This is a genomic window from Hydrogenophaga sp. ANAO-22, from assembly GCF_042466645.1.
Lineage (GTDB): Bacteria > Pseudomonadota > Gammaproteobacteria > Burkholderiales > Burkholderiaceae_C > Hydrogenophaga.
Window position 1 is genome coordinate 117,423 of sequence record NZ_CP159956.1, and the last position, 13,287, is coordinate 130,709.

At 69.2% G+C, this 13,287-nt stretch carries 10 protein-coding genes and 2 pseudogenes; 6 read left to right on the forward strand and 6 right to left on the reverse strand.

Features of this window, described 5'->3' with window-relative positions; genetic code table 11:
• Positions 1-16: 16 nt before the first annotated feature.
• Both ABSY19_RS00570 and ABSY19_RS00575 read left to right on the forward strand, forming a co-directional pair.
• Complete coding sequence (locus ABSY19_RS00570; protein WP_382158117.1) at positions 17-1,156, forward strand: succinylglutamate desuccinylase/aspartoacylase family protein; 1,140 nt, start codon at positions 17-19, stop codon at positions 1,154-1,156.
• A gap of 26 nt (positions 1,157-1,182) precedes the next feature.
• On the forward strand, positions 1,183-1,983 hold the full coding sequence (locus ABSY19_RS00575) for an ABC transporter ATP-binding protein (protein ID WP_382158119.1): 801 nt from the start codon (positions 1,183-1,185) through the stop codon (positions 1,981-1,983).
• A gap of 104 nt (positions 1,984-2,087) precedes the next feature.
• Here the strand turns inward: ABSY19_RS00575 and ABSY19_RS00580 are convergent.
• The 3 genes and pseudogenes from ABSY19_RS00580 to ABSY19_RS00590 all read right to left on the reverse strand — a co-directional run.
• Positions 2,088-2,456: pseudogene (locus tag ABSY19_RS00580) on the reverse strand (penicillin acylase family protein); the annotation flags it as partial.
• Positions 2,348-4,501, reverse strand: a pseudogene (locus ABSY19_RS00585) (penicillin acylase family protein); the annotation flags it as partial. The pseudogenes ABSY19_RS00585 and ABSY19_RS00580, both read right to left, overlap by 109 nt.
• An 83-nt stretch (positions 4,502-4,584) precedes the next feature.
• The gene (locus ABSY19_RS00590) at positions 4,585-5,505 is read right to left on the reverse strand and encodes an FHA domain-containing protein (protein ID WP_382158121.1); all 921 of its coding nucleotides are present in this window, start codon (positions 5,503-5,505) and stop codon (positions 4,585-4,587) included.
• Positions 5,506-5,859: 354 nt separating this feature from the next.
• On the opposite strand from ABSY19_RS00590, the gene ABSY19_RS00595 reads away from it, so the two are divergent.
• A complete protein-coding gene (locus ABSY19_RS00595; RefSeq protein ID WP_382158123.1) occupies positions 5,860-6,195 on the forward strand; it encodes a hypothetical protein in 336 nt (111 codons plus the stop codon).
• Positions 6,196-6,211: 16 nt separating this feature from the next.
• Here the strand turns inward: ABSY19_RS00595 and ABSY19_RS00600 are convergent, their stop codons facing one another.
• Both ABSY19_RS00600 and tadA read right to left on the reverse strand, forming a co-directional pair.
• Positions 6,212-7,210, reverse strand: a complete 999-nt coding sequence (locus ABSY19_RS00600) for an LD-carboxypeptidase (RefSeq protein ID WP_382158125.1) — start codon at positions 7,208-7,210, stop codon at positions 6,212-6,214.
• A 24-nt stretch (positions 7,211-7,234) separates the two neighbouring features.
• The gene (tadA, locus tag ABSY19_RS00605) at positions 7,235-8,626 is read right to left on the reverse strand and encodes a tRNA adenosine(34) deaminase TadA (protein ID WP_382158127.1); all 1,392 of its coding nucleotides are present in this window, start codon (positions 8,624-8,626) and stop codon (positions 7,235-7,237) included.
• A 124-nt stretch (positions 8,627-8,750) separates the two neighbouring features.
• Here tadA and nhaA point away from each other — a divergent pair, with 124 nt between their 5' ends.
• From nhaA to opgC (ABSY19_RS00620), 3 genes are all read left to right on the forward strand, one after another.
• Positions 8,751-9,992: a Na+/H+ antiporter NhaA gene (nhaA, locus tag ABSY19_RS00610; protein WP_382158129.1), complete on the forward strand. Its 1,242-nt coding sequence runs from the start codon at positions 8,751-8,753 to the stop codon at positions 9,990-9,992.
• A 25-nt stretch (positions 9,993-10,017) separates the two neighbouring features.
• A complete protein-coding gene (gene opgC / locus ABSY19_RS00615; protein WP_382158131.1) occupies positions 10,018-11,160 on the forward strand; it encodes an OpgC domain-containing protein in 1,143 nt (380 codons plus the stop codon).
• Between the two features lie 98 nt (positions 11,161-11,258).
• The gene (gene opgC / locus ABSY19_RS00620) at positions 11,259-12,413 is read left to right on the forward strand and encodes an OpgC domain-containing protein (RefSeq protein ID WP_382158134.1); all 1,155 of its coding nucleotides are present in this window, start codon (positions 11,259-11,261) and stop codon (positions 12,411-12,413) included.
• Here opgC (ABSY19_RS00620) and ABSY19_RS00625 read toward each other — a convergent pair.
• Positions 12,388-13,188, reverse strand: coding sequence for an SGNH/GDSL hydrolase family protein (locus tag ABSY19_RS00625; RefSeq protein WP_382158136.1), 801 nt, complete (start codon positions 13,186-13,188; stop codon positions 12,388-12,390). The two genes, opgC (ABSY19_RS00620) and ABSY19_RS00625, sit on opposite strands and share 26 nt — an antisense overlap.
• Between the last annotated feature and the right edge of the window lie 99 nt (positions 13,189-13,287).

Sequence of the window (13,287 nt, forward strand, 5' to 3'; positions counted from 1 at the left end):
AGAACCAGGCCGCCCCATGCAACGCATCGAGTACCCCCTGCTGAGCCCCAGCCTGGGCAGCCAGAAGACCCTTGTGGGGTTCCACTTCGGCACGCCCGGTGCCCGGCCCAAGGTCTACATCCAGGCCAGCCTGCACGCCGAGGAACTGCCCGGCATGCTGGTCGCCCACCACCTGCGCCAGCAGCTGGAAGCCGCCGAGAAGGCCGGGCCGCTGCGGGGCGAGGTCATTCTGGTGCCGGCGGCCAACCCGATCGGCCTGAGCCAGCGGCTGAACCATCGGCCCCTGGGCCGCTTCGAGTTCGACACCGCGCAGAACTTCAACCGGCACTACCCCGACATGGCCGCCGCCGTGCTGACCGACGCCATTCCCCGCATGGGCGCGGACGCGAAGGCCAATGTGGCCACCGTGCGCCAGCTGGTCGGCCAGTGGCTGAACCAGTGGCAAGCGACCAGCGAACTCGACAGCCAGCGCCGGCAGCTGCTGCTGCTCTCGCACGACGCCGACCTGGTGCTGGACCTGCATTGCGACACCGAAGCCGTCATGCACCTGTACAGCGAAGAGGCCTGCTGGCCGCCCTTCGAACCGCTGGCGCGCCTGCTGGGCTGCCAGGCCGTGCTGCTGGCGAAAGAATCGGGTGGCGGGCCGTTCGACGAACGCCTCTCCGGTCTCTGGTGGCAACTGGCCGCCGCCTTGCAAGCCGCGGGCGTCAAGGCCCCCCTGCCGCAGGCCTGCGCGAGCACGACGGTGGAGCTGCGCGGCGAAGCCGATGTCTCGCACGACCACGCGCGCCAGGATGCGCAAGCCATCCTCGCCTTCCTGGCGCACGCCGGTGTCCTGCATGCCGGTGCGCCGGCGACGCTGCCGCCCCTGGCCTGCCAGCCCACGCCGCTGGCGGGTTCGCAGACGCTGCGCTCGCCCGTGCCCGGTGTGCTGGTCTTTCTCGTGCAGCCCGGCGCCACCCTGGCGGTGGGCGATGTGGTGGCCGAGGTCATCGATCCCACCGCCCCGGCGGCCGCGCGCGTGCACGAAGTGCGCGCCGAGGTGGCCGGTGTGCTGTACGCCGCCGTGCGCGAACGTTATGTGGTTTCGGGCGGCGAGGTCGGCAAGATCGCTGGCGAGACGCCGTTCCGCTCGGGCGACCTGCTGGGCGCCTGAGCTTTTCTTTTCATCGGGCATCGAACATGACTGCAGAACCCACCGCCAACCGAACGCCCGGCCGCCCTCTTCTGGAGGTGCAGGACATCCACAAGCGCTTCGGCGCCAACGAAGTGCTCAAGGGCGTCTCCCTGCAAGCCAATGCGGGCGACGTGATCAGCCTGATCGGCAGCTCGGGCTCGGGCAAGAGCACGCTGCTGCGCTGCATCAACCTGCTGGAGCACCCCAACAGCGGGCGCATCGTGCTCGGTGGTGAAGAGCTGCAGCTCAAGGCCGACCGCCACGGCGAACTGCGCGCGGTCAACGCCGCGCAGCTGCAGCGCCTGCGCACCAAGCTGGCCATGGTGTTCCAGCACTTCAACCTCTGGGCCCACATGACGGTGTTGCAGAACATCATCGAGGCGCCGATCAACGTGCTGGGCATCCCGAAAGAAAAAGCGGTGGAGACCGCGCGCCGCTACCTGGAGCGCGTGGGCCTCAAAGGCGTGGAAGACCGCTATCCCTCGCACATGAGCGGTGGCCAGCAGCAGCGCGTGGCGATCGCCCGCGCGCTGGCGGTGGAGCCGGACGTGATGCTGTTCGACGAACCCACCAGCGCGCTCGACCCCGAACTCGTGGGCGAGGTGCTGCGCGTGATGAAGCTGCTGGCCGAGGAAGGCCGCACCATGGTGGTGGTGACGCACGAAATGGGCTTCGCGCGCGAGGTGTCCTCGCACCTCATCTTTCTGCACAAGGGCTGCATCGAGGAACAGGGCGTGCCCAAGGAGGTGCTGGCCCGGCCCAAGAGCGAACGGCTCGCGCAGTTCCTCTCGGGCAACCTGAAGTAAGAGGCTCAGGGCGCGGCCGGCGGCCGCAGTTCCAGCGTGCTGCGCCACTGCGCCGGCTTCATCGTCAGCACGCGGTACTGCACCGCCACCCAGGTGTCGCTCATGTCGCGGTAGCGGCCCGAGAACACGTTGCCGCTCTGCCCGGTCTGGTAGATGAAGCGCGAGTTGTCCAGGTCCGCGAGGTCGTAGACCGCGCGCAGGCTGGCCGCATGGCGGTTGGCATACGGTGCATCGGCCTTGTCCAGGTGGTACTGCCCCACGTTGACGGTGAAAGGATCGCCCCCGTGGGCGTGCGCACGTCGAAGAGCGCCGCCAGCGGCTTCACGTTGCCGAACGGGCGGTGGGCCGAGATCGCCGGGTGGGCATCGCCCCAGCGCCAGGCGGCCACGTCGCTGCCGTGCACGGCCTGCAGCTTGTTCAAGGCGTCCGTCAGGGCCAGGCCGCTGGCCGCCGCGCAACCCGCGGTGCCGCACCAGTTCGCGTCGTCGCGCTCCAGAATGCCTTCCACCGCGTTGCGGAACAGGCGCTTGCCGTACATGCCTTCGAAGCGCGCCTGGCCCACGCGCTCGCCCACCACGCGGCGCGTGAAGGCATCAACCCAGGCGCTGTAGATCAGCGGCGCGGCGGCATCGGCGCGCATCTCGCCCTTGAAATCGCGCAGCGCGGCCTGCGCGGCGGCCGCCAACGGGTGGTCCGACACGGCTTTCTGCAGGAACGGCAGCAGGCGCACCGTGGCGGCCGATTGCTGGTCGGCGTGCATGGCGCGGAACGAGTCCAGCGTGTGCTTCGGGGTCTGCGCCAGCATCGCTTCGATGCGCTCCTGGCGGTAGGGCGCGGCCCAGTCCTGGGTCAGGAAATGCGGGTAGTCCGCGGCGTGGATGCGCTGGTTGGCGGTGGCGATCCAGCCGCGCGCGCCGTCGTCCTGCGGCGTCTCTTCATAGGGCAGCCAGCCGGCCCAGTCGTAGCGCAAGTCCCAGCCCGGCGCCGGTGCGACGCCGCGGATGTCGTTCTCCGGCACGCGCAAGGGCACGCGGCCCGCGGCCTTGTAGGCGATGCGCCCCGTGCGGTCGGCCATCACCACGCTCTGCATCGGTGAATGGAAATCGCGGAACGCCTTCTGGAGTTCGTCGACCGATTGCGCGCGGTTCGATTCCAGGGTGGCGACCACGTTGCGGTTGTCGGCGTCCAGCGCGGTCCAGCGCAGCGCGAGCACGAAGCGGCTGGTGTCCATCACCTCGCCATGGCGCGCCTGCGCATCGCTCAGCACCGGGCCGTGGCGGGTGCTGCGCACCATGTGGCTCACGTCGGGCTGTCCCTTGACCCGGATGGTCTCCATGCGCAGGCCGAAGTTGGCCCAGGCCGGTTCACCGGAGGGGGACGGCACGCGGTACTGCGCGGGGTTGGCGGGGTTGATCTGCTCGAGGTAGAGGTCCTGCACATCCGGGCCGGTGTTGGTGAAGCCCCAGGCCACCTGCTGCGTGCGGCCGAGCACCACGAAGGGCGTGCCGGGCAGTGTGGCGCCCATCACGTCCATGCCCTTGATGCCGTCGGCATCGGGCGCCTGCAGCCGCGCGAAGTACCAGATGGCCGGCGCGCTCAGGCCCAGGTGCGGGTCGTTGGCCAGCAAGGGCATGCCCGAGGCGGTGCGCGAGCCGTTGACCACCCAGTTGTTCGAGCCCTTGCCCTCGATGTTGCCCAGCTCGTCGGCCCAGCGCTGCAGGTCCGCGCCGATCTGCCCGCGCGCCGAGGCGACGATGCCGGGCGCGGCCGGCACCTCGGCCTTCGAGGTCGTGACCGGCTTGCCCCGGTAGACGCCCAGTTCGCGGTAGAGCTTGGCGAGGTCGGCCGTGGCCGCGGGCTGCTCCCCCGGGTACGGCGGGAACAGCTCCCACAGGGCCTGGGTGTCGATCGCCTCCAGCGCGGTGAACCGGGCGAACTCGTTGCCCCAGTTGCCGCCCAGGTCCAGCGCCATCATGAGCGACCAGGCCACGCAGTCGACCGGGTCCCAGTAGCGCCCCGCGGCCGCCTCTTCGCGCGGGCTGATGCCCAGCAGCAGGAACTCGGGCGAAGGCAGTTGTTCGCTGTGGGCGAAGAAGGCGTTCACGCCGTCGCTGTAGGCCTGCAGGGCTTCGCGGGCCTCGGCTGGCAGGGTTTCCAGCTGCTGGCGCGCGGCCTGCCGGATGCCCAGCGTGCGCATGAGCTTGTCGGTCTCCAGCGTGGTCGGGCCCAGCACCTCGGACAAGGTGCCGCGCATGATGCGGCGGTTGAATTCCAGTTGCCAGCCGCGCTCCTGCGCGTGCACGTAGCCCATGGCCATCCAGGCGTCGCGCGGCTTGCCGGCCAGGATGTGCGTGACGTCGCTCGCGTCGCGGTGCACCTTCACCGGCGCGGACAGCCCACCCAGGTTGAGGCTGCCCTCGGTTTTCGGCAGGCTGCGCCAGGCATAGAAGGCGGCCAGCGCGGCGGCGAGCACCACCAGCAGCGACAGCAAGGCAAAGAGTCGTTTGATCCAGCGCACGAAATGTCCCCACTCATTGTTGTGATCCCGACGGCACGCGGTTTTCCCGTGCGCCGCCTTGCGGCCTTCCCTGCCGCGCCTGCTTATTTCTCGATGCCGATCGGCCCGATCGACATCTGGCCGTCGACCAGCCGGAAGCGCACCGTGGGCGCGCTGAAATCGCTGAAGGGCGCGCCCATGGCGATCTCGCCGTCGCTGTGCAGCAGGCACTCCTGGCGCCGCAGGGCGATCACGTTGTCGCCCGCGCCGAAACGCACCCAGGTGCCGTAGCTGCTGATGTCTTCGAGCACGTAGTTGCCCGAGCGGATGTCGATGCTGGCGTGCATGCGCGAGACGCGCGGGTCGCTCACCACGAAATCGGCCTCCGGCACGCGGCCGATCTTCATCGGCAGGTCGGTCAGGCTGAAGGCCTGCGTGGTGTCGAGCCAGGCCAGCTCGAAACCTCCGAACACGGACTCCTTCATCGGACTCAGGGCGTGCAGGTCGGCCGGCAGCGTGAGGAACTCGGACAGCATCTCGGGCTGCCACTCGACGCGGAACACCTCGCAGGGCTCCACCCGGCCCTTGATGCGCATCGGCCCCAGGCTGCGGCTGCGCACGCCATGGCGGGGGCCGAGTTTGCGGATCACGGTGTCGGTGGCCATGATCTGTTCGGGGCCGGCCAGGTCGCTCAGGCGCGAGGCCACATTGACCGCGTCGCCGAAACAATCGCCATCGACCACCACGACCTGGCCGCGCGCCATGCCGATCTGCATCATGAGCTTGAGGCGGTCGGGCCACTGCATGACGCGCTTGGCGTGCTCCTGCTGGATCAGCACCATCGCATCGACCGCGTTGCGGTTGTTGGCGAACGACATCAGCACGCCGTCGCCCAGCATCTTGACCACCGTGCCCCCGTTCTCCACGCCCATGGAGCCAATCCACTGGGTCAGCTTGGTGACGGCCTTGGTGGCGCGGTCGTTGCCCAGTGTTTCAAACACCGAGACGCTACCCGTCAGATCCACGAAAGCAATTGTCAGTTCGGCCATAGGAGAGAAGACATATCGGCTGGATTACAACACACCACCCAATGTATGAAGGCGTGTCGGAAAACCGCCGTTTCGGGCCCTCGAAAGCGGGCCCTGGCGGTTGAAAAAAAGTGCACCCGATCCGGCCTCCTCGATGGCGCCACGTCGATGCAAATTGTTAACGAATGCGTAAGAAGGTATTACACACCTCATGAAGTCAATCAAAAACCGACGATAAACATATGATTTATTTGTTGTTTTTTGAGTGTTGTCAAACATTCCCGATTGCACATCCGTGGTGTCGCGACGTATCCTGTATCCAATTAGTACAAAGTCGTTGAGGCCACTTCCATGCGCTGGTTCAAACCCGGTATCCGCAACAGCATTTCCGCCCTTCTCAGCCCCGAGACGCGCAAGGACTCGCCCGAGTCCCTGGAGCCGGTGCGCGAAGCCATGCTCGCGGTGCTAGGCGAAGAAGGCGCCAAGGCCAACCCGCAGCTCACGCGCAAGCTGAAGTACCTGCACGATGCGCACGCCCTGTGGTTCGCACGCGCCGAGATGGTGGCCGTGCTGAGCCAGTTGCACGGCGAGGCGCTCGCGGTGCACCGCGTGCAAAGCCTCTCGCCGGTGTTCCAGGGCCTGGTGCCCAAGAGCCTGATCGACGCTGGCCGCTCGCGCAGGTCCTGATCTCCCCGCAAGGCCTTCAGCCCCAATAAATCAGGGCATCGCGCCCTTCCACCATCAGATCCACCTTGCGCCCCACGGGCAGCAACACCTTGGTCGGCACGTGCCCGAAGGGCAGGCCCGTGAACACCGGCGTCTTCGTGCGCGTGCGCATCCAGTCGATCACCGTCTGCAGCTTGAAGCCCCGGTCGTAACCCGGCACCAGCTTGAAGCGGTTGAACGAGCCCATCAGCACCGCCTTCTGCTGGCCGATGATGCCCGCGTTGAGCAACTGCGTGAGTTGGCGCTCGATGCGGTACGGGTGTTCGTTCGCGTCCTCCAGGAACAGGATGCCGCCTTTGACCTGAGGCAGGTAAGGCGTGCCCACGAGCGCGCAGATCACGTTGAGGTTGCCGCCCCACAGCGTGGCGCCGCGAAGCCGGAACACCGGCGCTGCCTCGCCGTCCTTGCGCGGGGTCGCCTTCGCGTCCGACACCGGCAGCCGCCAGCCCGAGCCTTCTCCGTGGCCCACGAGCAGGTCGTCGAAGCAGGCTTCCATGATGTCGTCCGGCACTTCGGCGCCGAAGTCCTCGCCCAGTGCCGGGCCGCCCCAGGTGACGGCACCGGTCTTGGCCAGCACCGCCATCTGCAGCGCCGTGAAGTCGCTCAGGCCCACGAACTGGGTGCCGCGCTCGATCGCCTTGGCGATCTTCTTGAAAGGCAGGTCGCCCACGATGCGCGTGAGCCCATAACCCCCGCGCGAAATCAGCGCCACGTTCGCGCCGCTGGCGGTGGCGCGCTCGATGGCGGCCAGGCGCGTGGCGTCGTCGCCCGCGAAGCGCATGTGGCTGCTCAGCGCCGCCTCGTCGATCTCGACCTCGTGGCCCAGCGCCTTGAGCCGCGCCACGCCGCGGCGGAACGCGGCCTTGTCGCGCACCGCGCTGGAGGGCGAGTAAATGTAGATGTGCTTGGTGCCGTGGTGGTGGCTGTGGTTGCAATCGGGGCTGCAGGCGGGCGTGTGCGTGTGACCGTGGCTCATGGTGTTGGGCGAAAAAGGGCTCGATTATCCGGGTGCGGGCGCCGCGAAATGGCGCACGGCGGCTTCGGCGATGGACTGGCCATGCTCCTGCACGAAGTGGCCGGCTTGCGGCAGTCGAAGAGGCTCGGGGCAATGGCGGATCTGCGCGTGCAGGGCCTGCATGACGGGCTCGCCCAGCACAGGGTCCTGAAGGCCGATGGCCATCAGGCTCTGCCCCCGCCATTCGGTGGACCAGAAGTCCCGCGCCTGCCGGCTGAGGGCCGCGCCCTCGTCGTCGGCGTGCTCGGGCACCATGGGGGGAAAGGCGCGCAGCGCGGCGCGGTGGCCCCGGTCGGGGAACGGCGCGTTGTAGGCCGCGCACTCTTCCGCGCTCATCTGCGGGTTGCCGCGCGCGAACAGGCGCGCCACGTCGAACTCGGGGTTCTGCGCGCACATGTTGCGCCAGGCCACGAAGCCGGGCGACAGCGGGGCCTCGCCGGTGGCCAGCGTGGTGTTCATCACCAGCACCCCCCGGTAGCGCTGCGGCGCGGCCATGGGCAGGGTCAGGCCCAGCAGCCCGCCCCAGTCCTGCACCACCAGCACCACGTTGTGCAAGTCGAGGCGCTCGACGAATTCCAGCAGCACCTGGCGGTGCCAGGTGAACGAGTGCGCGCCGTCCTTCTTGGGCTTGTCGCTGCGGCCGAAGCCGATCAGGTCGGGCGCGACCACGCGCGCCCCGCTGGCCAGGAACACCGGGATCATGTGGCGGTAGAGGTAGCTCCAGGCCGGGTTGCCGTGCAGGCAGAGCCAGGTTGTAGGCGCGTCCTTCGGCCCTTCGTCGAGGTAGTGCAGGCGCAGGCCGCCGAGCGCGGGCAGATCGCTCACATACCGCGGCGCCCAGGGGTAGCCGGGCAGGTTCTGGAAACGCTCGTCGGGCGTGCGCAGGGCATCGTCGCGCAAGGGATGCAGGTTCACTCGGCGCTCCTTGAAAAAACCGCGCAGCAGTTGCGCCCCCTCCTCGGCCAGCACACCGCCTTGCACGGTGGTCTGGTGGTTGATCCGGGCATGCCCGAACAGGTTGAGCACCGAGCCCGCCGCGCCGGTCTTGGGGTCGGCCGCGCCGAACACCACGCGGGCCAGGCGCGCATGCAGCATGGCCCCGCTGCACATGGCGCAAGGCTCCAGCGTCACGTAGAGCGAACAGCCATCGAGCCGGTAGTTGCCCAGCGCCTGCGCGGCGGCGCGCAAGGCGACGATTTCGGCATGCGCGGTCGGGTCGTGGCCGTCGATGGGGGCGTTGCGGCCGGTGGCGATCACGCGGCCGTCCTTCACCACCACCGCCCCCACCGGCACCTCACCGGCCTGGGCCGCGGCCTGGGCTTCGGCCAGCGCCAGGCGCATGAAGCGGGCGTCGTCGGAAACGGGCGTGTCGGGCATGCGGCGAGTGTAGGCCAGGGCCCATACCCCATCGGGTAAAATACAGGACTGGGTGTTCGCGCTGCCTGTCGCAGCGAAACAGGTTCAAGCGCTGGTCGGGCCGCCGCGCGGAGTTGATACGTCCATGAATCGAGCCCCTTCCCGGCAGACCCTGCCGCGCGCCCAGCTTGTCGCCGACCGCGCATTCGCCGCCCTCTCCCGTTTCCTCCACATTGAAGCCGTCAGCGGCGTGGTGCTGCTGTTCGCGGCGGCCATCGCCCTGATCTGGGCCAACTCGCCCGCCGCCGCCAGCTACCACGCGCTCTGGCATGCGCCCCTGACCCTCGGCATCGGCCCCTACGTGTCGGCGCAATCGCTGCACTTCTGGATCAACGATGCCCTGATGGCGGTGTTCTTCCTGGTCGTGGGCATGGAGATCCGGCGCGAGATCCACGAAGGCGCGCTCGCCAGCCTCCCGCTCGCCGCCCTGCCCCTGGCCGCCGCGCTGGGCGGGGTGCTGGTGCCAGCGCTGATCTATGTCGCGTTGAACACCGACCCCACCACGCTGCGCGGCTGGGCCGTGCCCACCGCCACCGACATCGCGTTCGCCGTCGGCGTGCTGGCCCTGCTGGGTCGCTCCATTCCAGGCAACGTGCGCGTGCTGCTGCTGGCCCTGGCCATCATCGACGACATCGTGGCGGTGCTCATCATCGCGGTCTTCTATTCGGGCGGGCTGGACTTCAGCGGCCTGCTGGTGGCCGGCCTGGGCATCTTCATGGTGCTGGGCCTGCAGCGCATCGGCACCGGCTCGGCCTGGGCCTACGTCGTGCCCGGCGCCGTGCTCTGGCTGGGCCTGCTGCAGACCGGCGCGCACCCCACGCTGGCGGGCGTGGTGCTGGGCCTCATGACACCCGTGCTGCCGGTGCGCCTGCGCGGCGAGGCCCCGGTGACCCGCGTGCAAAGGGCGCTGCACCCTTGGGTGGCCTACGCTGTGATGCCTCTGTTCGCCCTGGCCAACGCGGGCGTGACGCTCGACGGCGTGGACCTCGCCTCCGGCAGCGCGCAAGCCGTCACCCTGGGCGTGGTGCTGGCCCTGGTGCTGGGCAAGCCGCTCGGCGTGCTCGGCGCCAGCTGGCTGGCCGTGCGCCTGGGCCTGTGCCGCCTGCCCGACGGCGTGACCTGGTCCGGCGTTGGCCTGGTCGGCCTGCTGGCGGGCATCGGCTTCACCATGTCCATCTTCATCGCCACGCTGGCCTTCGACGATGCCCAGTTGCTTGGCGCCGCCAAGCTGGGCGTGCTGCTGGCCTCGCTGCTGGCGGCCGTGCTCGGCCTGTCCTGGGGTTTTCTGCAGGCCTGGCGGGCCCGCCGCAGCGCCCCTCTGGCATGATCGCGGGTTCTACTGGTTTTCCCTGATGCCACACGCCCCGCAACGCCGCTGGGAGCTCGACGCCCTGCGGGGCCTGATGCTCGTCCTGATGACGCTGACCCACATGCCGACGATGTACTCGTTGCCATCGGGCCAGCCGTTGGGCTTTGTCTCGGCGGCCGAGGGCTTCGTGTTCCTCTCGGCCTTCATGGCCGGCCGCGTCTACGGCCGCCGCGCCCGGCGCGATGGCCTGCCCGCCATGCAGGCCGCCTTCCATGAGCGGGCGCTCAAGCTCTACCTCTGCCAGCTGGGCCTGCTGCTGCTGGCCTTCACCGTCATCGCCTGGCTCGGGGTGTTCAACCGGCAGGGCGGCGTCACCGGCCTGCTCGAATTCTTCTTCATCGACCCGCAGGCCGCCGTGGTGGGCGCCGCCTTGCTGTTGCACAACCCGCCGCTGCTGGACATCCTGCCGCTCTACATCTTCATGATGCTGGCCAGTCCCTGGCTGCTGCGCCGCGGCCTGCGGCACGGCTGGCTCGGCGTGCTGGCCGTCAGCGGCCTGCTCTGGCTGGGCGAACAGTGGGGCTTGGGCCGGGGCGTGTACGACCTGGTCGTGGCGCTGACCGGCCTGCCCATCCCGTACAAGGACATGGGCGCCTTCCACTGGCTGGCCTGGCAGGCCCTGTGGGTCGCGGGCCTGTGGCTGGGCGCGCGCGAACAGCCCTGGCCGCGCCTGCCGGGCTGGGTGCTGGCGCCGGCGGCCGTGTACGCCGGGGCCATGCTGGTGTGGCGCCACATCGCGGGCCAGGACCCGCTGCCCTGGCTGCCCGCCGTGGGCCTGCTGCTCGACAAATGGTCGCTCGGGCCCATGCGCGTGCTGAACTTCGCCAGCGTCTTCGTGCTGCTCATGGCCGCCGGCCCCTGGCTGGTGCGCGTGCTGCCGCGCCCGCACGCGCTGGAGCTGCTGGGGCGGCACTCCCTGTCGGTCTTCTGCGCCCACATCGTGATCGCGCTGTTCACCCTTGCCTTCTTCGGTTCGACCCAGGTGGTGCGCCCCTGGACCACGGACGTCGCGCTGCTGCTGGCCGCGTTCGCCGGCCTGTTCGCGGTGGCCATGCTGGTGGAGGCGCGCGAGCGCGCCGGCCGGCGCCCCGGCGTCTCCTGGCGCGCACGTTCCCAGGCGCAGTGACGCGCCTCCCTATCCCGGGGAACTTTGCGAGGCTTTGCGGCCCCGATCAGGGATCGAGTCACCTGGCAGGCACGCCACCTGCCCCCCGCACCACCGCCATGAGCCAGGACGATCGCCAGTGGGAACTGGACGCCATGCGCGGCTTGATGCTCGTGCTGATGACCCTCACCCACCTGCCCACGAAGCTCGCGGACCCGTTGGGTCAGCCGCTGGGCTATGTGTCGGCCGCCGAAGGCTTCGTGCTGCTGTCGGCCTACATGGCCGGCCGTGTGTATTCCACCAAGGCCGACACGCAGGGCGCGCAGGCGATGAAAAACGCCTTCTTCAACCGCGCGCTCAAGCTCTACGCCTGCCAGCTGGCCCTGGTGCTGTTCGCCTTCACCGCCATCGCCGGCCTGGGCCTGGCGCTGCGCGAAGGCGCCGTGACCGACCTGCTCGCCTTCTTCCTCGAACGGCCGGTGGTCGCCACCCTGAGCGCCGGCCTGCTGCTGTACAGCCCGGCGCTGCTGGACATCCTGCCGATCTACATCGTCTTCATGCTGCTCAGCCCGCTGGTGCTGCTGCACGGGCGGGAGCACGGCTGGCGCGCGGTGATGGCGCTGAGCCTCGCGCTGTGGTTCGGCGCCCAGTTCGGCCTGGGCCCGGCGCTCTACCAAATGGCCTTCGGCTGGTTCGACATGCCGGTGCGCTACCGCGACATGGGTGCCTTCGAAATCTTCGCCTGGCAGTTCCTGTGGACCATGGGCCTGTGGATGGGCACCGAGCACAGCCGCCCGGACCACACCCCCACGCGCTTTCCGCGCTGGATGGTGCGCACCGCCCTGGCCCTGGCGGCCTGCGCCTTCCTCTGGCGCCACGCCGTGGGACAGGCGCCGATGCCCGATGGCTCGGTGGTCAACCTGATGTTCGACAAATGGCATCTCGGCCCATTGCGCCTGATCAACCTGCTGGCCCTGCTGGTGCTGGTGATGCATTTCGGCCCCTGGCTCAAGCGGCACCTGCCGCGCTGGCGGCCCCTGGAAACCCTGGGCAAGGCGGCCTTGCCGGTGTTCTGCGCCCACCTGGTGGTGGCCCTGCTGGCGCTGGCCGTGTTCGGCGCCACGAACCCCGCCAGACCCTGGTCGGTGGACCTGCTGATCCTGTTCGTGGGCTTCTACGCCCTGTGGGTGGTGGCCCGCGTGTCGCTCGGCCGGGATCGCCGCGCCGCGAAAAACGCGGCCCGCCTCGTCAGCCCTTCAGGTGCAGGGCGATGATGCGCTGCCACAGCGCATAACCTTCGGCGTTGAGGTGCAGGCGGTCGCCCAGGAACAGCTCCGGGCGGGGCTGGCCGTCGGCGCCGAGCATGGAAGAGAACACGTCGATGAAGTCCAGCTGCGGCTCGGTCACGCTGTAGGCCTTGATGAGCTCGTTGGTCTCGCGCACCGACGCCATCAGGCCCGCGCGCGACGGGCTGGGCTTGATGGAGACGAAGGCGATGCGGCTCTCGGGCAGCTCGGCCTTGACCGCGCGCACGAAGGCCGTGAAACGCTCCAGCACGTCGCGCGGCGTGGCGCCTTCGGACAGGTCGTTCTCGCCCGCGTACACCACCACCATGCGGGGCTTGTAGGGCAGCACCAGCCGGTTCACCAGCTTCACACAGTCGAGCAGCTGCGAGCCACCGAAACCGCGCTTGATGACCACGGGCTGGTCGGCAAAGCTGGTCTCCAGGTCGTTCCAAAGGCGGATCGACGAACTGCCCACGAAGACCACGCCGCCCGGTTGCGGCGCCTGCTTCAGGTCGGCGGCGGCGAAGGCCTCGAAACTCGAACTCCAGCGCGGGTCGATCGCCGCCAACTGCTGGGCGACCGGGGGAACCACCACGGTCGGGCTCGCGGGCGCGGCCACCGCCAGCTGCTGGGTCGCCGGGGCCAGAGAAGACGGGGGTGTTTCGGCCTGCGCGATGGCCAGGGAGCCGATGCCCAGCGCACCGGCCAGGGCCAGTTGCAGCGGCAGCGAGAAGCGCAATGAACGGTGGGGCAATGGGTGCAAGGCGGTCAGGGAGTGGTGGGGGCGCAGAATGGACAGCACCGCTCGCGGAAAGTTCAGACACCACCAGTGTAAATATCGGTATCGGGCCGGTCCACCCGG